General features: G+C 38.2%; 16 protein-coding genes. 1 reads left to right on the forward strand and 15 read right to left on the reverse strand.

Annotated features, from left to right (window positions below):
• Positions 1–130: 130 nt before the first annotated feature.
• The 15 genes from ptsP to AC25Y1_RS11260 form a co-directional block, all read right to left on the reverse strand.
• Positions 131–1846, reverse strand: a complete 1716-nt coding sequence (ptsP, locus tag AC25Y1_RS11190) for a phosphoenolpyruvate--protein phosphotransferase (protein ID WP_488148066.1) — start codon at positions 1844–1846, stop codon at positions 131–133.
• Positions 1846–2112 carry a phosphocarrier protein HPr gene (locus AC25Y1_RS11195; RefSeq protein ID WP_488148067.1) on the reverse strand — a complete coding sequence of 89 codons (267 nt, stop codon included), beginning with the start codon at positions 2110–2112 and terminating at the stop codon, positions 1846–1848. Before AC25Y1_RS11195 ends, ptsP begins: the two co-directional genes overlap by 1 nt.
• 121 nt (positions 2113–2233) lie before the next feature.
• On the reverse strand, positions 2234–4249 hold the full coding sequence (tkt, locus tag AC25Y1_RS11200; protein WP_488148068.1) for a transketolase: 2016 nt from the start codon (positions 4247–4249) through the stop codon (positions 2234–2236).
• Between the two features lie 45 nt (positions 4250–4294).
• Positions 4295–5347: a galactitol-1-phosphate 5-dehydrogenase gene (locus AC25Y1_RS11205; RefSeq protein WP_488148069.1), complete on the reverse strand. Its 1053-nt coding sequence runs from the start codon at positions 5345–5347 to the stop codon at positions 4295–4297.
• A 20-nt stretch (positions 5348–5367) separates the two neighbouring features.
• Positions 5368–5529, reverse strand: coding sequence for a hypothetical protein (locus tag AC25Y1_RS11210; protein WP_488148070.1), 162 nt, complete (start codon positions 5527–5529; stop codon positions 5368–5370).
• A gap of 79 nt (positions 5530–5608) precedes the next feature.
• Positions 5609–6280 carry a deoxyribose-phosphate aldolase gene (deoC, locus tag AC25Y1_RS11215; protein WP_488148071.1) on the reverse strand — a complete coding sequence of 224 codons (672 nt, stop codon included), beginning with the start codon at positions 6278–6280 and terminating at the stop codon, positions 5609–5611.
• Positions 6281–6307: 27 nt separating this feature from the next.
• Positions 6308–7339 carry a zinc-binding dehydrogenase gene (locus tag AC25Y1_RS11220; RefSeq protein WP_488148072.1) on the reverse strand — a complete coding sequence of 344 codons (1032 nt, stop codon included), beginning with the start codon at positions 7337–7339 and terminating at the stop codon, positions 6308–6310.
• Positions 7340–7367: 28 nt separating this feature from the next.
• On the reverse strand, positions 7368–8627 hold the full coding sequence (locus AC25Y1_RS11225; protein WP_488148073.1) for a galactitol-specific PTS transporter subunit IIC: 1260 nt from the start codon (positions 8625–8627) through the stop codon (positions 7368–7370).
• Positions 8628–8708: 81 nt separating this feature from the next.
• On the reverse strand, positions 8709–8987 hold the full coding sequence (locus tag AC25Y1_RS11230; protein ID WP_488148074.1) for a PTS sugar transporter subunit IIB: 279 nt from the start codon (positions 8985–8987) through the stop codon (positions 8709–8711).
• On the reverse strand, positions 8987–9472 hold the full coding sequence (locus AC25Y1_RS11235; protein ID WP_488148075.1) for a PTS sugar transporter subunit IIA: 486 nt from the start codon (positions 9470–9472) through the stop codon (positions 8987–8989). The genes AC25Y1_RS11230 and AC25Y1_RS11235 overlap by 1 nt, the downstream gene beginning before the upstream one ends.
• A gap of 17 nt (positions 9473–9489) precedes the next feature.
• Positions 9490–11553 (reverse strand): BglG family transcription antiterminator, encoded by a 2064-nt coding sequence (locus AC25Y1_RS11240; protein ID WP_488148076.1) that lies wholly within the window; start codon positions 11551–11553, stop codon positions 9490–9492.
• 214 nt (positions 11554–11767) lie between these two features.
• Positions 11768–12865 (reverse strand): ABC transporter ATP-binding protein, encoded by a 1098-nt coding sequence (locus tag AC25Y1_RS11245; protein WP_488148077.1) that lies wholly within the window; start codon positions 12863–12865, stop codon positions 11768–11770.
• A 146-nt stretch (positions 12866–13011) separates the two neighbouring features.
• On the reverse strand, positions 13012–13899 hold the full coding sequence (locus AC25Y1_RS11250; protein ID WP_488148078.1) for a PucR family transcriptional regulator: 888 nt from the start codon (positions 13897–13899) through the stop codon (positions 13012–13014).
• A 149-nt stretch (positions 13900–14048) separates the two neighbouring features.
• Positions 14049–15344 (reverse strand): glucose-6-phosphate isomerase, encoded by a 1296-nt coding sequence (locus AC25Y1_RS11255; RefSeq protein ID WP_488148079.1) that lies wholly within the window; start codon positions 15342–15344, stop codon positions 14049–14051.
• A 28-nt stretch (positions 15345–15372) separates the two neighbouring features.
• Positions 15373–17109, reverse strand: a complete 1737-nt coding sequence (locus AC25Y1_RS11260) for a phospho-sugar mutase (RefSeq protein WP_488148080.1) — start codon at positions 17107–17109, stop codon at positions 15373–15375.
• Positions 17110–17381: 272 nt separating this feature from the next.
• On the opposite strand from AC25Y1_RS11260, the gene AC25Y1_RS11265 reads away from it, so the two are divergent.
• Positions 17382–18248 (forward strand): HAD family hydrolase, encoded by an 867-nt coding sequence (locus tag AC25Y1_RS11265; protein ID WP_488148081.1) that lies wholly within the window; start codon positions 17382–17384, stop codon positions 18246–18248.
• Positions 18249–18883: the final 635 nt, after the last annotated feature.

An 18883-nucleotide genomic window follows, 5' to 3' on the forward strand; every position in this document is an offset into this window, starting at 1 on the left:
GACTATCGTTTTCTATCTAGTTCTATATTATCACAATATTCGACAACTTAAAGGGTAAATTATAAAAAAACTAATTAAAAAGCACCATCTCAACCGACTTGGTTAAGATGATGCTTTTTGGAAACTAGTTTTATAGCGTAGTCTGTTTTTTAACTGCTTGCATAACTTCTTCTGCAGTTCCCATTTGAAGGGCTTCATTTACAAGCTCTTCCATATCGCTTTTCTTTAAATCTTTAATTTGGGTTCTAGCTTTTAAGATTGATGTTGCACTCATTGAGAACTCGTCAAGGCCAAGACCTAGTAAGAGAGGAATCGCGATTTCATCTCCAGCCATTTCACCGCACATGCCTGTCCATTTACCTTCACGATGAGAAGCGTCAATAACCATTTTAACCAAACGTAAAATAGCAGGATTGTATGGTTGGTATAAATAAGAAACGCGTTCATTCATACGGTCAGCTGCCATCGTATACTGGATTAAATCGTTCGTTCCAATACTGAAGAAATCAACTTCTTTTGCAAACTGATCAGCTAGAATTGCTGTAGACGGAATTTCTACCATGATACCAAGTTCAATATCTTCTGATACAGTAGTACCACTTTCTACTAGTGCCTGTTTTTCTTCTACCAAAATAACTTTTGCTTCGCGGAATTCTTCTAAAGTCGCAATCATTGGGAACATGATTTTCAAGTTACCATATGAGCTAGCACGTAACAAAGCACGTAACTGTGTACGGAAGATGTCTTGCTCTTCCAAACAAAGGCGAATCGCACGGAACCCTAAAAATGGGTTCATTTCTGTAGGAAGATTTAAGTATGGAAGCTCTTTATCGCCACCGATATCAAGTGTACGCACGACAACTGGCTTACCATCCATTCCTTCTAGTACTTTTTTGTATGCATCGTATTGTTCATCTTCAGTTGGAAGTTGGTCTCTACCCATATACAAAAATTCTGTACGATATAGACCAATTCCTTCAGCGCCGTTATTAATAACACCTTCTAAATCTTCAGGTGTACCAATATTGGCAGCTAATTCAACGACATGATCATCAGCTGTTACTGATTTTTCATTCACTAATTTCGCCCACTCTAATTTTTGCTTTTCAAAGTTTTCTTGTTCTACTTTGTATTCAGCAATAACTTCCTCAGATGGATTAATATGCACCTTACCATTTTGACCGTCGACAATAATAATGTCGCCGTCTTTAATGATTTCTGTAGCATCACTAGTCCCTACAACCGCTGGGATTTCTAAAGAACGAGCCATGATTGCTGAGTGAGATGTTCTTCCACCGATATCAGTCGCAAACCCTTTAACAAAGTTACGGTTCAATTGCGCTGTATCTGACGGTGTAAGATCCTCGGCTATAATAACAACTTCCTCTGAAATTTCGCTTGGATTAACTACTTTCACACCTAATAAATGGGAGAGAATTCGCTTTCGTACATCGCGAATATCTGCAGCCCTTTCTTGCATATATTCATTGTCCATTTGTTCAAACATCATGATGAACATATCTGTCGTTTCTTCTAACGCATTTTCAGCATTTGCTTTTTCCGATTTAATCTTCTCTTCAATCGGTTTAATAAGTTCTGGATCCTCTACAACCAATAAATGCGCATCGAAAATAGCTGCTTCATCAGCACCTAGACCTTTTTTCGCAATTTCTTGAATTGACTGAAGTTCGCTTTTGGTCACAGCAATCGCAGCTTGAAAACGCTCGACTTCTTTTTCTACATCATCAACAGTTTTTTTGCTGAATGTCAAATCAGGTTCTACAAGACAATATGCTTTTGCAATTGCAATCCCGCTTGACGCAGCAATCCCTTGTAATACGCTCATTATTCAGCTAATCCTTCACTTTTCAACGTATTTTCAAGTGAGTCTAGTGCTTCCTGTTCGTCGGAACCTTCCGCACTAATTTTGAATTCTTCGCCCATACCAATTCCAAGAGACATAACACCTAAAATTGATTTTAGGTTAACTGACTTTTCATTGTGTATTAGATTTATATCAGATTGGAATTTGTTTGCTGCACTAACTAACATAGACGCTGGACGTGCGTGAATCCCCGTCGCATCGATTACTTTAAATTGTTTTTCTACCATTTCATTCAAACTCCTTCATTATAATTAATTTGTTTTAACTTTTATTTTACTGCTCCAGTAAATTTCAATTTTAACATAAGTATCGATTAAAAACACCCATTAAGCGTCAGTTTCAATCAAATTATTTCACTAATGTTTCCACATGCTTAACGACATTTTCAACTGTGAATCCATATTCCTCAATAACTTTTTCGCCTTTTGCTGAAGCACCGAAGGTATCGATCCCGATCATGAGTCCTTGGTCCCCTATAAAACGTTCCCAGCCGAAAGATGAGCCCATTTCAATACCTACACGTGCGGTTACATGTGGAGGGATGACTTCGTTTTTATAGGCTTGATCTTGTTCTTTAAAACGATCCCAAGATGGAATACTAATGACGTTTACATCGATTCCTTGTTCTTTTAACGCTTTTTGTGAAGCCACAGCTAATTGAACTTCTGAACCAGTTGCGATTAATAATGCATCCGGAGTTTCTTTATCTCCTTTGCTAATTACATAGCCGCCTTTTTTAACACCCTCATAGGCAAGTTCTTTTGTACCTTCAAGAGTCGGTAAACCTTGTCTTGTCAGAACTAATGCAGTCGGTTTGTTTGTCGACTCCAACGCTAGGCGCCATGCAGCTTGAGTTTCATTGCCGTCAGCTGGACGAATAAGTGATAATCCTGGAAGTGTTCTAAGAGAAGCAATTTGTTCGATTGGTTCATGTGTCGGGCCGTCTTCTCCTACTGCGATTGAATCATGTGTAAATACATATGTGACTGGTACATTCATCAGCGCGGACAGACGCATAGCCGGTTTCAAGTAGTCGCTAAATACAAAGAATGTACCCGCATATACTTTCAATCCACCGTGTAGTGCCATTCCATTTAAAGCTGCTGCCATCGCAAATTCACGAACGCCGAACCAAATGTTTCTACCTGCATAATTGTCGCGCGTAAAATCATCTTCATTTTTAATCATTGTATTGTTAGAACCAGCTAAATCCGCACTTCCACCAATAAAGTTTGGAACTGTTTTTGCAATTGCATTCAGTACTTCTCCTGATGATGCTCTTGTCGCTAGTGTATCTTTACCCGCTTCATAGACTGGTAAATCCTTTTCCCAATCCAAAGGTAGTTCGCCTTTAATGGCTAATGCTAATTCCTCGGCAAGTTCTGGATATTTTACTTTATAAGATTCGTGCAGGTCATTCCATTTAGCTTCAACATCGGCACCATTTACACCGATTTTTTCGTTGAAATCAGTGTACACTTCTTCAGGTACTTGGAAAGGCTCATGTGGCCACTTATAAAAGTCTTTTGTCAGTTTCACTTCATCCTCACCGAGTGGAGCCCCGTGGGAAGCTGATGAATCTGATTTATTTGGTGAACCGTATCCGATAATTGTTTTTATTTCTATTAATGTTGGCTGTGTTGTATTTGCTTTTGCTTCTTTAATCGCATTTCTTAATTCATTGACATCATTTCCATCCTCAACACGAATCACTTGCCAGCCATAAGCTTTGAAGCGTTGCTCCGTATTTTCAGAGAAAGATCGATCTAAATCTCCGTCTAATGAAATATCATTGGAATCATAAAGGGCAATTAGTTTTCCTAACCCTAAATGGCCAGCTAAAGAGGCTGTTTCATGAGAAATACCTTCCATTAAATCGCCGTCACTTACAAGGGCATATGTATGATGATCTACAACTTTAAGATCATCTTTATTAAACTTAGCCCCTAGATGTGCTTCTGCCATTGCCATACCAACAGCCATTGCAATTCCTTGGCCTAGTGGTCCGGTCGTCGCTTCAACACCATCTGTATCGTTTACTTCAGGGTGACCTGGTGTTCTTGAACCCCATTGACGGAAGTTCTTTAAATCATCAATCGTTACATCGTAACCCGATAAATGAAGCAAACTATAGAGAAGTGCAGAACCGTGTCCTGCAGATAGAACAAAACGATCTCTGTTAAACCATTTTGAGTTTTTAGGATTGTGGTTCATAAAGTCTGTCCATAGTGTATAAGCCATCGGGGCTGCACCCATTGGAAGTCCTGGATGACCTGAATTTGCTTTTTCAATTGCATCAATCGACAAAGTTCTAATTGCATTAATAGAAAGTTGTTCCGTGGAAATCGTAGTAGTAGTTGACATCGTGGTAGCTCCTTAAGTAGTATTTTGTAATAGATTTACGGTCTTTTAGTCTAATTCTGGGTGGAAAAGTACTTTCCCAAAAACACCGTCTCTGTTAATAATCTTAGTGAATGTTTCAGGTCCATCTTGTAGCTTCAATCGATGTGTGATCAATGGCTTGACATTGATTTGTCCTGTACTCATGTAGTGAACAGTCGTGCTCCATTCTCTTCCTGGGAATGGTGCTGAAATGGCATTCCAAGAACCTAGCACTTTTAATTCATTTCGAACAATTTTTTCAAAGTAAAAACGTTCTACATTCACGTCGCCGTAAGGAATGCCCAAAAAGACAACCTCGCCGCCTTTTTTAGGTAACGCAAAAACTTGTGCTGAAGTAATGGGTGATCCCGCTGATTCGATTGCGACATCGACACCTTGACCATTTGTGTGTTCCATTAGTTGTTCATGTGCCGGCTTCACTAACGAATTAATCACAACATCCGCGCCGACTTCTTTCGCAATTTCAAGTTTCTCATCATCAATATCAATGGCATAAACTTTTTTCGCACCAAATATTTTAGCCCATTGAATCGCTAGTAATCCGATGTTACCGCAACCCATTACCGCAACTTCTGCGCCCGGTTGCATAGTTGTTCTGTTAAACCCATGAACGACAACTGCCGATGGCTCGATCATTGATGCCGTATCATAATCAACATTATCAGGAATTGGCACGACGTTTTCTGCAGGTAATTTTACAAATTCCGCGTAAGCGCCAGGGTGTCTTGCTCCAATTACAGTTAGTTTTTCACAGCGTGAGAGTTCTCCCTTATTACAGCTTTCACATTCTCCGCAATAAAAAGTCGGACATCCCGCAACACGGTCCCCAACTTTAACACCTACAACACCTGGTCCAACTTCTGCGACTTCTCCTGCGAATTCATGACCAAAGATCATACCTTCTACATAGGGTCCGAGCTTATTGTATCGAGAAATATCTGAGCCACAAATACCAACTGACTTTACTTTAATGATAACATCATCTTCTTTTTCTAGGACAGGTTTTTCTGCCTCTTCAAAACGGATATCTTGCACACCGTAAAGTTTTAAAGATTTCATCTTTTTCACCTCTAATTTTATTAGCTTTCAGAATCACTTTGTGCTTGTTTCTTCTTGTTAAAGACTAATTTATATAAAGCGAATCCAACAATAAGTGTGTTAAGAATCACTTGATTTTCAAAATAAAAAGTTCCAATTGAACGCATGGGTCCCAACATAAAATCTAGAAACATATCCATCATTGTTAATCACCCTCATTTCTGATAACAGAGTGAACGATTATGACTACATAATCGCTCAATCTGTTTCATGTAAAAACACTTAGTATGAAGCTGTAGACGTTTGACCTGAAATAATTGCAATGGCACCGCTTGTACCAATTCGGTTTGCGCCAGCTTTGATGATGTTAACTGCGTCCTCATATGTCCGGACCCCACCAGCTGCTTTCACTCCGAAATCTTTTCCAACAACAGATCTTAATAGTTGAACATCTTCAACCGTTGCTCCGCCACCATTAAAACCTGTTGCTGTTTTCACAAAATCAGCGCCAGCTTCCATGATCAACTTACATGCAGTGATTTTTTCTTCTTTTGTTAGTAATGCAGTTTCAATAATGACTTTTGTTGTCAATCCTTCTGATGCTTTGACAACCTCAGCAATATCATTTCTCACAACATCGAATTCTTTTGATTTTAACGCGCCTAAATTAATGAGCATATCGATTTCAGTTGCACCATTTTGAATCGCTTCCTTCGTTTCGGTCACTTTGGTAAGTGTTGTTGCCCCACCAAGTGAGAAACCAATCGGAACTCCGACCTTGATATTATGCGGAGAAAGTAATTCAACCGCATGTTTCACATAATAAGGGTTTACAAAAACGGTGTTAAAACCATTCTCGATTGTTTCATGACAAAATGCCGTAATATCATCTTTCGTTGTCGTAGGTGTTAAAAGCGTATAGTCAATCATGTCGATGATTTGTTGTTTAGTCATTGAAATAGCCCCTTTTCATAAAGTTATTTATTTAACAGGAGTTAATAGTACCTTGATTGCTTCGCCGCTCTTAATCGCCTGATAAGCCTCGTCCCATTGCGTAATATCAAATTCATGCGTTACCAATGATTTTGCATTTACTAAACCATCATTCATTAAAGCTAGCGATGGACCCCAGTCAGCTGATTTTTGGCTTCTGCTTCCCACAACACGAATTTCTTTTTGAATGATTTTCTCAAGATCAAATTGAATTTCAGGTTGTGCAAAAAGACCAACTTGACAATATTGTCCTTTTTTACGTAAAACATCTAACCCTTGTTTGGCTGCTGGAACTGCACCTGAACATTCAAATACAAGATTTGCTCCATAACCGTCTGTTAGCTCATTGACGAATTCTTTTAGGTCGACTTCCTGGGTATTCACTGTGTAATCAATTCCCAGTTCTTTCGCTTTGTCTAAACGAACTTTATCATTCGTTAACCCAGTAATAATAACTGTAGCTCCACGGCTTTTTGCAACTTGAGCAGTTAATAAGCCAATCGGACCCGGCCCAATAACAACAGCAATATCGCCTTCTTGAATTTCTGTTTTATCGACTGCATGATGCGTACAAGCAAGCGGTTCGGTCATTGATGCTGATTGGTAATCGACATTTTCAGGAAGAATATGAACGCTTTCTTTCCGAGCGATTAAATAATTCGTAAAGCCGCCGTCCTGCTGACTCCCTAAACCTTTTCGATGATTACAGAGATTATAATCACCAGACTTACAATATTCACATTCTCCACAAATATAGAAAGTTGTTTCGGAAGTCACACGGTCTCCTGCTTTGAACTCCGTAACACCTTCCCCCACTTCAACAACTTCTCCTGAAAATTCATGTCCCAATGTAACAGGTACAGCTACGTCGTAGTGTCCTTCGTATGTGTGAATATCGGATCCACAAACGCCCGCATACTTCACTTCGATTTTCACTTGGTTTTTACCAGGTGTGGGTTCGGGTCTTTCTTGAATTTCCAGATTTCCAAATCCGAGTTCGGTTTTCACTAGTGCTTTCATGAGAACTCCTCCTGTACTTTCTTTCTATTTAGTTGAATATGCTAAATACTTTATAGATGACCCAGTGAACGATGTTACCACCTTGGTCAATACTTGAAATCATTGCTGAGTTTTCAGGCATATCGAAGTTAATATCCACAGCCATTTGTGTAAACATTGGCGCAAGATCCGTTGCGATGTATAAAGAAATCGCTATCATGATTGCCCCAACAAGAACCGAATGAACGATATTCCCTCTCGCTGCACCTACGATAAATGCAACAATAAACGGAATCGTAGCTAAGTCACCAAATGGAAGTACCGCGTTACCTGGCAAAACAACTGCCATTGCAACTGTAACTGGAACAAGGATTAGTGCTGTTGAAATAACAGCCGGATGTCCCAAAGCAACTGCAGCGTCAAGTCCAATATAAATTTCTCTATCGCCGAATCGTTTGTTCAACCATTCACGAGCTGATTCAGATACAGGCAGTAAGCCTTCCATCAAAATCTTAACCATACGTGGCATTAAGACCATTACAGCAGCCATCGCCATACCGATTTCAATTACTTCACCAACGCTATATCCTGCGAGCACTCCGATTGCAGCACCTAGGAATAGTCCGATGAAAATCGATTCCCCGAAAATACCAAAACGTTTTTGAATTGTATCAGGATCAGCATTCCAATTTTTAAGTCCTGGAACTTTTTGCACTAATTTCACTAAGAAGATACCCGGTGCATAGGAAATCGTACTTCCTGTTGCAATTGAAATACCCGGTAAGTCATAAAACTCACTCATCATTGGCGCTGTCCAGTCTGCAACTTTTAGACAAACAATCTGGAATAGTACTGCGGCGATTAATCCTTGGATAATACTACCTGAAACCGCGTAAACCATTGCAGCCATAAACGTGTAGTGCCAGAAGTTCCATATATCAACGTTCATTGTTTTAGTTGTTTTTGTAACAAGCATCACAACGTTCACAAGTAATCCAAGTGGAATAATGAATGCAGCCACTACAGATGCCCAAGCGATTGATGAAGATGCTGGCCAACCTACGTCAATTACATTTAAATTTACACCTAACCGTTCAACCATCCCTTGTGCAGCAGGTCCGAGGTTAAAAACGAGTAAGTCGATAACCAAGAAAATACCTACAAATGCGACACCAATTGTTAAACCAGAACGGAACGCCCTACCTGGCTTTTGACCGAAAAATAATCCGAGAAAAAATATTGCGACGGGTAAAATTACAGTTGCTCCTAATGCTAAGAAGCCTTGTAGAAAATCAACAAAAGAATCCATGTTCTAATCTCCTTGCTATTTAGTGTAAATCTCGATTTCTTCATAGAGAAATCGAGATCATATGCCTAAGACGTTTACAAATTATTTTTGTAGTTCATCCAAGATTTGTTTTTTTGTATCTTCCATACCAATTCCTGTTAAGAACGCACGCGCGTTAATTACTGGGAACGGGAATTCTTTTTGTGTCATTGCAGTTGTTACGAGTAAATCAGCTGTATCTACATAAGCACCGACTTCAGTGATTTTAATTTGGATTAAGTCCACTTTAATGTTGTGCTCTTTTGCCATCTCCTCAATTGCGTTGTTCACAACTGTTGATGTAGCAATTCCTGCGCCACAAGCTACTAATACCTTTTTCATTATTGGCCACCTCCTTCCAATGTAAACTCTAATTTCATTGCCAATAACTTAAGAATTTCTGTCTTGTCTTTTTCATTTGCAAGCTGAAGTAAAATTGCTTCATCTTGAAAAATTTGCATTAACTTTGTTAATAGGCTTAGTTGTGAATCTGTTTCATCCATCGCTAACATGAAAACCAATTTAACAGGTGTTGTTTCAGTTGGATCACCCATCACACCGAAATCGACGGGTTCGTTTAAAACAGCTACACTAATTGTTTTCTTATTGACATGTTCGATATCTGTATGCGGAATGGCTACGGATACACCCATCGTTGGGAGCCCTGTTGCATACTCTTGTTCTCTAGCGATAATTGCATCTGTAAAGGATTCTTTAACTAATCCTTTTTCTTCAAGATTTTTTGACATTGCACGTAGGATATCTTCTTTAGTTTTTCCTTCTAAATCCAATAGAATTATTGACTCATTAAAATATAAATTGCTCATCTCGCACCTCTTAACTTTCAGTCAGTAATAGAATATTTTTTTATAATCTCATAAATTTCTTCAATCGATTGTGATTGAATCATTTTATTTCGATCTTTTTCTGTTCTTGCTAATTTCATTAATTGCGTTAACGCTCTGAAATGTTGTTGCTTATCTTTTGCAGCGATAATGACGACCAAGTTAATAGTGTACTCTTCCCCAAACTCAACGCCTTCTTCAAGTCTTAGTAAACTCATCGTTACATTATTGACACCTGCTTCAGGTGCCGCATGTGGGATTGCAACATTAGGCGCTATGACAATGTATGGATCTTTATCACCTTGATTAACAATTGCTTCTACGTAACTCGGCTTAATATAGCCTGCTTCTAAAATTGGCTCTGCACATAGTCGAATCGCTTCTTCCCATGACGAAACCACTTTCTTCAATGTTATATTGCTCATCGGTATCAAATCGCTTAGATTAAGAGCGGATAGTTCTGACTCGTCATTGAGTGTTGGGGATTTATCATCTCGAATGACATACTCACGTAATTCTTTTTCCAATGATTTTTCATTCTCAATAACTGCATGTTTCTTCACAATATCTAAGATATCGTCAATATTAACTTCGAAAGGGATATACCCATGTAAATCGAGCATTACCTGTTTCCTAAGTCGATTTTTCTCTTCACGTTCAAGAAATGAACTAGCGAGAAACAACTTTTTATCTGTCTCTAAGAAAACAGGAGAAAACACTACGTCAAAGTCAAGGTCAAAATCGTAGAAGTCCCGCACAGACAGTGAATCTAGAAAAGCGAATTCTGGGAATAGCTCACGTAATTCACTAAACATTAAGCGCGATACTGAAATACCTTTCGGACAAACAACAATTGCTTTTGTTTTTTCTTGGAGGTCTTCACCTTGTCGCCTTAACCATCCACCAATTAACATCGTTAAATAAGCGGTTTCACTATCCGGAATGACATGACCGATTAAAGTAGCAAGCGGTTTCGTTGATTGGCCAACGAGATGGTGTAGCTCTTTTAATTCTTTTTCGATTAGCGAATAACTGGTATTATCGACTTCTGTCAATTGATATTTAATCCGATAATAAGCGGGTTTCATATGCAGTAATATCTTAGTTAGGAGCGCTTCTCTATCTTCCAGATAAATTGCTGAGCTTTTCTCAAACAATCGAAGCATATCATCCACTGCTTTTGCTAAATTAGGAATTTCGTCTTCTTGTAATGTTTCAGACCAGTAGACATTTGTCGTCAGCAAATGCAAAGTGATGAACAAGCGCTCTTGTAACGGAATATCTTGATAATCAAATAATAATTCTTCGGTTGCTTGATACTCTTTAGTTCCCGATAATTCTTTGTACGAAACAGAAGAGGAGATTTTCAATGTATTTCTTTTCACTCTGTGTAAGACAAGTAAAAGCGTATAAGGCAATGTTTCAATTTTTTCGTCCGTAAATTTTAAGTTCAGCTTTTTCTCGATCTTTTCGAGGCGTTTTCTTAGGTTGCTCAACTCTTCTGATTTAATGTTGACTAAAGTTTGCAGACGATTTTTCCCACTTGGCATTTCAATTATCTTGTAGAATGTATTGATTAATAGTTTTCGAATCGAGAACTCTTCGCCTTCGATTAAGTACCCATTTTTTCTAGAGTATCGAATGGTCAAGTTATAACTAGCTACTAATTTTCGTGCTACATTTAAATCGCTCAAAATAGTGTTTTTACTAACGTCTAATTCACTAGTGAAATGAATAAGCGCCAGTTCCTCCTGATTACTTAGAAGCATTATGATAATCAAATGCACTCTTTGTTCTTCAGTAATAATATTTTGATTGGAAGCAGCTACCGTCTTTTCATTGCTGAATTCGGATAAAATCAAGTGATCAATTATAAAATGTCCTTGACGAGTGCGTTCGATTGCTGGAAGGTTTTTTGCGGCAAGCCAATTATTGATTTTATCGAAACTGTATCCTAGCTGCCTACGAGTTAAATCAAAATTAACTTCTAATTCCTTACTAGTAATACTCGGATCCCTCATCAATTCATCGAAAATCGTACGACTTCGAATATCAATTTGCATGGCGCCCCTCCTTCTTTTTATATCATAACATACTACATCCAATTATTGTACAACTTTACAGCACAATTTACCGACCGCATATTGTACATCGTTGCGCTCTACTTCGAACGATGTGTTGCAATCGTTAAGTCAAGTAGGATGAGTTTTACAGAATTTCCATAGTAGAAAACAAAAAACGCCAGCAGGAATTTGTCCTGTTGGCGTGTTAACACTATTATTTAATTCGTTCTTCTGTATCTTTGTCGAAGAAATGTGCTTTGCTTAGATTGAAAGCAAATTCAATTGTTTGACCTGCAGTAGCGTTAAAGCGAGCATCTACACGTGCTACAAAGTCTTGATCATCTACTTTAGAATACAACACAATCTCAGAACCCATTAATTCCGCAACTTCAATATGTGCATGGAACGTCGTTTCCGGAGATGATTTCAAGTACAAAGGCTCATCATGGATATCTTCTGGACGAATTCCAAGAACGATATCTTTTCCGACAAATCCTTGATCACGTACAGATTTTAGTTTTCCTTCTGGAATTTCTACGCGGATATCATTCATAACAAATTGGTTACCTTCGATTTTCCCGTTAAGGAAGTTCATAGCTGGAGAACCGATAAAACCACCTACAAAGATATTATTCGGATTATCATAAACCTCTTTTGGTTCTCCAACTTGTTGAATAATACCATCCTTCATAACAACTAGACGTGTGGCCATTGTCATCGCTTCTGTTTGGTCATGCGTAACATAAACAGTTGTCGTTTGAAGACGTGCGTGTAATTTTTGAATTTCTGCACGCATTTGAACACGTAGTTTAGCGTCCAAGTTAGAGAGCGGCTCATCCATTAGGAATACTTCAGCATCACGAACAATCGCTCGTCCAAGTGCAACACGCTGACGTTGACCACCTGAAAGCGCTTTCGGTTTACGATCAAGAAAATCTTCCAGACCTAAAATCTTAGCGGCATTATCTACACGTTTTTTTATTTCGTCTTTTTTGAACTTGCGAAGCTTTAATCCGAATGCCATATTATTATAAACATCCATATGCGGATATAGTGCATAGTTTTGGAAAACCATTGCGATATCGCGGTCTTTAGGTGCAACATCGTTTACACGTCGATCACCAATATACAAATCACCTTCAGTGATTTCTTCTAAACCTGCGATCATGCGAAGCGTTGTAGATTTCCCACAGCCAGATGGACCAACTAAGACTAAGAACTCTTTGTCACGAATCTCTAGATTAAAATCTTTTACTGATACAACATCTTTATCATATACTTTCTTTATGCCAACTAATCGTAACTCTGCCATATGTATTCCCCCCAGGTATGTAAGTGCTTTCATTTACTATTTATAGCATACAAGAATACCTATCAGATAGTAATGGTAGATGTGCACAAAATTTCTGATAGTTACTGTGCAAGTTTACTATTCGACTCATATATGACTGGATAACTTTATTTCCTAGCTAACATGGCAAGATAAACCGGCATAGCATGTTGAAACTGGCGTACGTCGATACCTGTTCTTTCTAAGAAACGATCAAGTCGATATTGTAAACTATTTCGGTGCATATATAACTCTTTCGCTGTTTCTGAAATATTTAAATTACAACGGAAAAAGGTGTCAAGCATTTTAAGCGTATCATCATCACCAAGATATTCTTGTAAAATCGTTGTACTGATTTCTTCTCGCAATTCAGGTTTTGTTTGATCAACCAATAAGTATGGGATGGCATCCACGTATGTAACTACAGGTTGATTTGTATAAGCAAATACCGTTTTAGCGTCCTTTGACAATGATAGGAAATGTTGATGGATATCTTTTAAGTCCTCGTTAAATGGACCAACAAAGAAATTAATCTTTACATAAAGATCACTCATTAAAATATTAATGATTTGATTGTAGGAGATGCTCTCATCATTTTCTGGTTGCATTTCAATGATGATCCCTTCACTCCCATTCTTCCATAAAATTGGAACCTTTTTCCCGAATAATTGATGGATCGCATCGTTAAATAAAATAGGACTAATTTGATTTTTCGAGATGAAGAAATAAACAAATCGAAAAGGTGCGTTCACTTCTATAACGCCTACATTTGATTCTTTTGATTGTATAACCTGTCTCCATTTTTCCTCTTCTGCAGTTAATATAGGAAGCTCTATATTATAAGGGACTAAAAATGTATCTAACAACGATATATCTTTTGATGTTAGTTGTTCTTCATGAATGCCAATAATCTCATTCTGAGTAGTCACAAACCATTTATAGTTTTCATCTAAGTGATTCTCTTCTTCATGATAGACGATTAAGGAAGAATAGATTTTTCGTAGCTGTTTAATCATCGAAACGCCTCTTTCAATGTCATTAGTAGATTAAAAACCATTGCTATTTCTATACATATAATAACATACTTACTCTTTGCTTAAAAAAGGCATGTGGTCCCAGTAGAGAGGAGCCACATGCCTATTTCTAAAAGAGAAGGATTTTTTTCTTACTTCTCGTCAACGTATCCTGGTTTCTCAAGCATTCTAAAAATATTTTTCTTATACTCTTCTACACCAGGCTGGTCAAAAGGGTTAACGCCTAATAAATAAGCACTCATCGCACACGCTTCTTCGAAGAAATAAATCAAGTAGCCAATGTGATAAGCATCGTGTTTCCCCACATTCAGGTGAATGATTGGAACGCCGCCATCTGTATGTGCTTGCATCGTTGCATGCATCGTGACTTCATTTATTTCATTCATTGATTTATCGGATAAGTAATTTAAACCGTCCAAGTTTTCCGTAGACGTTGGAATTCCGCAATCCTCAGCAGATTCCGCGAATTGGATAAACGTTTCAAAAATTTCACGTCTTCCATCTTGTACGTATTGGCCTAGCGAGTGCAAGTCTGTTGGGTATGCAACAGATGCTGGGTAAATTCCTTTACCGTCTTTTCCTTCACTCTCACCGAAAAGTTGCTTCCACCACTCGTGGAATGTCGCAAAACGTGGTGTGAAACTAGCTAATATCTCAATATTATAACCTTCTGCCAACAATTGATTTCTAACTGCTGCATATTCATATGCTTTGTTTGTCGAGATGTCTGCTGTCGAGAAATCTTCTACAGCAGATTTTGCACCTGAAAGCAGTTGCTCAATATCGATACCAGCGACAGCGAGCGGAAGAAGACCTACGGGTGTCAATACAGAAAAACGTCCACCTACATCATCCGGAACGATAAACGTTTCAAAACCTGAACCATCAGCTAACTCTCTCAGCGCGCCTTGTGATTTATCTGTAATGGCAACGATTCTTTCATTTACCGATGCACCGTAACGATTTTCCATATACTCAAGTAATATTCGGAAAGCAATAGCTGGTTCTGTTGTTGTTCCTGACTTCGAAATCACAATAACAGCCGCTTCTTTTCCTTCTAGATGATTCAATAATTGTTTCATATAGGTTCCACTTAGGTTTTGACCTGCGAATAAAATCTCTGGATCCTCAGAATTTTTTTCGAAATAAGGAGCGAGTGCATCTTTCACAGCTTTAGAGCCTAGGTAAGAACCGCCGACGCCAATAACGACAACGACTTCTGCAAGTTTGCGGATCTTTGCAGCTACTTTTAAAACATTCTCTAATTCAGGAGCTTCATGTGGAAGTTCCTGCCATCCTAAAAATTCAGCACCTACTGATGCGCCTGCTTTCATCTCTTCATGAATCTTCTTCACTTGTTCCCCGTAAAGCGCATCAAGTTCTTCTATTGATTTATGGGATTGCGTTAATGTTAGTGCCTTTACCATATGATCATTCCTCATTTCTGAATTTTACTTATTCTAATTCACTGGTTACGATGTGAACGACTTGCATAACAGCATCCTTTAAATCCACTAATAGTCTATCACTTTCTGTTTTCGTTTTGCCATTTACACCAAAATAAAATTTAATCTTCGGTTCAGTTCCAGATGGTCGAATGCAAAACCAGGAATCATCCGATGTGATAAATTTAAGTACATTTGATTTTGGTAAATCAAGTTCAGTTGTCGTATTATCTTCGCAGTTAAAAACTTCACCTGTTAAATAATCTTCAACCAGAGCAACTGATTTTGAAAATCCATCTAAAAACAAGGGCGACCTGAAGTAATTTAAAATCTTTTCAATGGATGCCATTCCAGATTTCCCTTTTAACGTTAGCGATTCTAGTGCTTCCTGATAATAACCATGTTTTTCATATAGATCGTTAAGTCCATCTAATAAAGTTAACCCTTGTTCTTTGTAACTTGCGGCCGCCTCGGCAATTAATACCGCCGCCTGTACCGCATCTTTGTCACGGACAAAGTCACCAATTAAATATCCAAAACTTTCTTCATATCCAAAAAGGAATGTAGATTCATTTGTCTTGTGAAACTTCTCAATTTCTTCGCTGATAAATTTAAAGCCAGTTAACACATTTTTCATCTCTATCTCATAATGATTAGCAATCGCTTGGCCTAGTTCTGAAGTAACGATGGATTTTAGAATGACACCATTATGAGGAAGTTTATTTCGGTTTTTTAAATCTAACAATAATGCATTTAACAGCAAGGCACCTATTTGGTTACCAGAAAGAAATACATATTCCCCAGTTCCATCTAGAACAGCTAAGCCCATTCTGTCAGCGTCAGGATCTGTTGCGATTAGGATATCCGCATTGACTTGACGACCATAAAGAAGGGCTCTGTCAAATGCCTTCGATTCTTCTGGGTTTGGATATTGAACTGTTGAAAAGTCTGGATCAGGAATCGCTTGTTCGGTAACAATTGTGACATTCTTAAATCCAGCTGCATCGAGTCCTTTCACGACTAACTCTCCGCCAGCTCCGTGAAGTGGTGAATAAACAATCGATAAATTTTTATCATAATCACCTTCAAGCATGATATGACGAAGTTGTTCAATATACCGGTCGCTTATATCATTGCCCAAATAAGTTAATAAACCCTTATCCAAGAGGTCTGTTTCCTCACTAACTTCTACTGAAAACAAATCCTTGATACTATCTATATGCTTAGTTATTGTATTAGCGGCTTCCGAAGCGACCTGTCCACCGTCTTCACCGTATACTTTAAAACCATTGTATTCAGCTGGATTATGACTTGCTGTAATAACAACCCCTGAAAATGTGTGTAATTCTCGAACCGTGAATGATAATAACGGCGTTGGTTGTAGTTTTGCAAATAAGTATGTGCGAATACCACTATTACCTAATACTTTCGCAACTTCAAGGCCAAATTCAGCTGATTGATGTCTGGAATCATATGCAATGGCAACGCCTCTTTGCATCGCTTCTTCCCCACAACTTTTAATGTAGGTAGCGAGTCCATATGCTGCTTTTCTAACGGTATAGATATTCATGCGATTCGTTCCAACTCCAAGTTCTCCCCGAAGTCCCGCAGTGCCAAAAGATAAATCTTTATAAAAACAATCTTCCATTAATTTTTCATTATTTATGTCTAATTCCAGTTGTTGCTTTAATGTACCTTCGAGTTCTTCATAATCAAGCCATTTCTTCGCTTCATCTTTCCAATGCACACAAACATCCCCTTCATTATAATAGTAAAGGAATTCATAGATCCCAGCATAAGTTGGCTGAGCCAATCAATTAAATTATATCATAGATACAATGCTTTCTCTTCTATAAGATAAAGACTTATACAAACATATAAGCATTTTTCAATAACAGATGGAATTTATTTGATTCTAATAACTCCCTTTTTTAATTTCCCCTCAATTAAACTAATTGATTTTTCATGATTTCATTGTTATCATCAATCTCTACTCTGAAGAAGAAAAGGGGATAGACAATGATACGATTAATAGCTATCGATATGGACGGGACGTTATTAGGTCCAGACCATGCTGTAAGCCAGAAAAATATAGAAGCCATACTTGAGGCACAGTCGCGTGGAATAGAGGTTGTAATTGCAACTGGGCGTAGTTATTCAGAAGCTAAAATGCCGGTAGCTGATGCAGGTTTAACAGTCCCATTCATTTGCTTAAATGGTGCGGAGGTTCGAAAAAATGACGGAGAAATACTTTCTGCTACTTGTTTAGCTGAAAGTGATATAGATAAAATCATCCTAATCTTAGATGAACAAAAAATTGATTATCAATTATTTGTTGGAAGTACAGTATACATAAAGAGTATTGAAGATCAAGTTGATACTTTCGTTCAATTAGCGCTAGCCGCAAATCAAGTTCCGCCAATTGATGAAATTCGTGCAGAGGTCATTAATAGAGTGGAATTGGGCTTAGTAAAGGAAGTTCCTTCTTTCACTCCAATCATTGAAAAATATAAACAAAAAATCAATAAAATATTTGGTACGTCCTTTAATAAGATTCATCTGGATACCGCAAGAGCGCAACTTGAAGTACTTCCAGAAATCGCTCTCAGTTCATCTGGAGCTGGCAATCTCGAGCTTACAAGCATCAGCGCACAAAAAGGAATCGCATTGGAACAGCTTGCCAAGTCTAAAGGCATTGCCATGGAGGACGTTATGGCGATAGGTGATAACTACAATGACCTATCAATGCTACAACGCGTTGGACACTCAGTCGCAATGGGCAATGCCCCCGAAGAAATCAAAGCCGCATGTAAATCAGTCACCACAACAAATGAATTCGACGGCGTCGGAGCAGCAATCCAAACTGCACTTCGTTCCAAAATATAAAATGACATGAAGGTAATTCCCTAATAAATTTGGGATTACCTTCTTTTTTATATTTGTGAATTAATCTGAAGGATGTCGTAACGGATCGGTAAAGTAATTTTGTGATTTCTTTATAATCCGCTTCGGCGCTGGTGGAGGCCTCCTACAATAAGCCTGATAGAAAACCACTATCAGTCTTATTGCTCCGGCTTCCACTGGCAAGGCGCCTTCGCTGGGTTGGCTTTTTATAGTTTCTAGCCGTTTCTTATATTAGTGAAAGACGAAAGATAGTTATATTAACAAATGGTTGCATTGAACACTTCAGAAGTGATATATGTGTGATTCAAATATAGTTGTTTTGTACTTGATGAAGTGATAGTTGGGGATTCCTTAATTCGCTTCGGCGCTGGTGGAGGCCACACGCTAGATTGGTTTTATTGTTTGTATCAGCTTCTTTTATTGTATAAGCGAGAGATAGTTATAGAAACTAATGATTTCCGGTATTTGTGTTTTAGATAGTGAAACTGCAGTACTTGGCTATTTTTGTTCGTATTTCACTTCAGTGCTGGCTATTAATAAACCAACAAATATGCTTCTCTATATAATGAAATCTATAGTTGATCGGAGTGCAGGGCGGCGACCATACGCGTCAACTT

Source organism: Sporosarcina sp. Y1009 (assembly GCF_057669865.1).

What these genes read in the sequence shown, in the direction of transcription:
- ptsP (WP_488148066.1), bottom strand. Translation starts at nt 1,846, where the DNA reads ATGAGCGTATTACAAGGGATTGCTGCGTCAAGCGGGATTGCAATTGCA.
- AC25Y1_RS11195 (WP_488148067.1), bottom strand. Translation starts at nt 2,112, where the DNA reads ATGGTAGAAAAACAATTTAAAGTAATCGATGCGACGGGGATTCACGCA.
- tkt (WP_488148068.1), bottom strand. Translation starts at nt 4,249, where the DNA reads ATGTCAACTACTACTACGATTTCCACGGAACAACTTTCTATTAATGCA.
- AC25Y1_RS11205 (WP_488148069.1), bottom strand. Translation starts at nt 5,347, where the DNA reads ATGAAATCTTTAAAACTTTACGGTGTGCAAGATATCCGTTTTGAAGAG.
- AC25Y1_RS11210 (WP_488148070.1), bottom strand. Translation starts at nt 5,529, where the DNA reads ATGATGGATATGTTTCTAGATTTTATGTTGGGACCCATGCGTTCAATT.
- deoC (WP_488148071.1), bottom strand. Translation starts at nt 6,280, where the DNA reads ATGACTAAACAACAAATCATCGACATGATTGACTATACGCTTTTAACA.
- AC25Y1_RS11220 (WP_488148072.1), bottom strand. Translation starts at nt 7,339, where the DNA reads ATGAAAGCACTAGTGAAAACCGAACTCGGATTTGGAAATCTGGAAATT.
- AC25Y1_RS11225 (WP_488148073.1), bottom strand. Translation starts at nt 8,627, where the DNA reads ATGGATTCTTTTGTTGATTTTCTACAAGGCTTCTTAGCATTAGGAGCA.
- AC25Y1_RS11230 (WP_488148074.1), bottom strand. Translation starts at nt 8,987, where the DNA reads ATGAAAAAGGTATTAGTAGCTTGTGGCGCAGGAATTGCTACATCAACA.
- AC25Y1_RS11235 (WP_488148075.1), bottom strand. Translation starts at nt 9,472, where the DNA reads ATGAGCAATTTATATTTTAATGAGTCAATAATTCTATTGGATTTAGAA.
- AC25Y1_RS11240 (WP_488148076.1), bottom strand. Translation starts at nt 11,553, where the DNA reads ATGCAAATTGATATTCGAAGTCGTACGATTTTCGATGAATTGATGAGG.
- AC25Y1_RS11245 (WP_488148077.1), bottom strand. Translation starts at nt 12,865, where the DNA reads ATGGCAGAGTTACGATTAGTTGGCATAAAGAAAGTATATGATAAAGAT.
- AC25Y1_RS11250 (WP_488148078.1), bottom strand. Translation starts at nt 13,899, where the DNA reads ATGATTAAACAGCTACGAAAAATCTATTCTTCCTTAATCGTCTATCAT.
- AC25Y1_RS11255 (WP_488148079.1), bottom strand. Translation starts at nt 15,344, where the DNA reads ATGGTAAAGGCACTAACATTAACGCAATCCCATAAATCAATAGAAGAA.
- AC25Y1_RS11265 (WP_488148081.1), top strand. Translation starts at nt 17,382, where the DNA reads ATGATACGATTAATAGCTATCGATATGGACGGGACGTTATTAGGTCCA.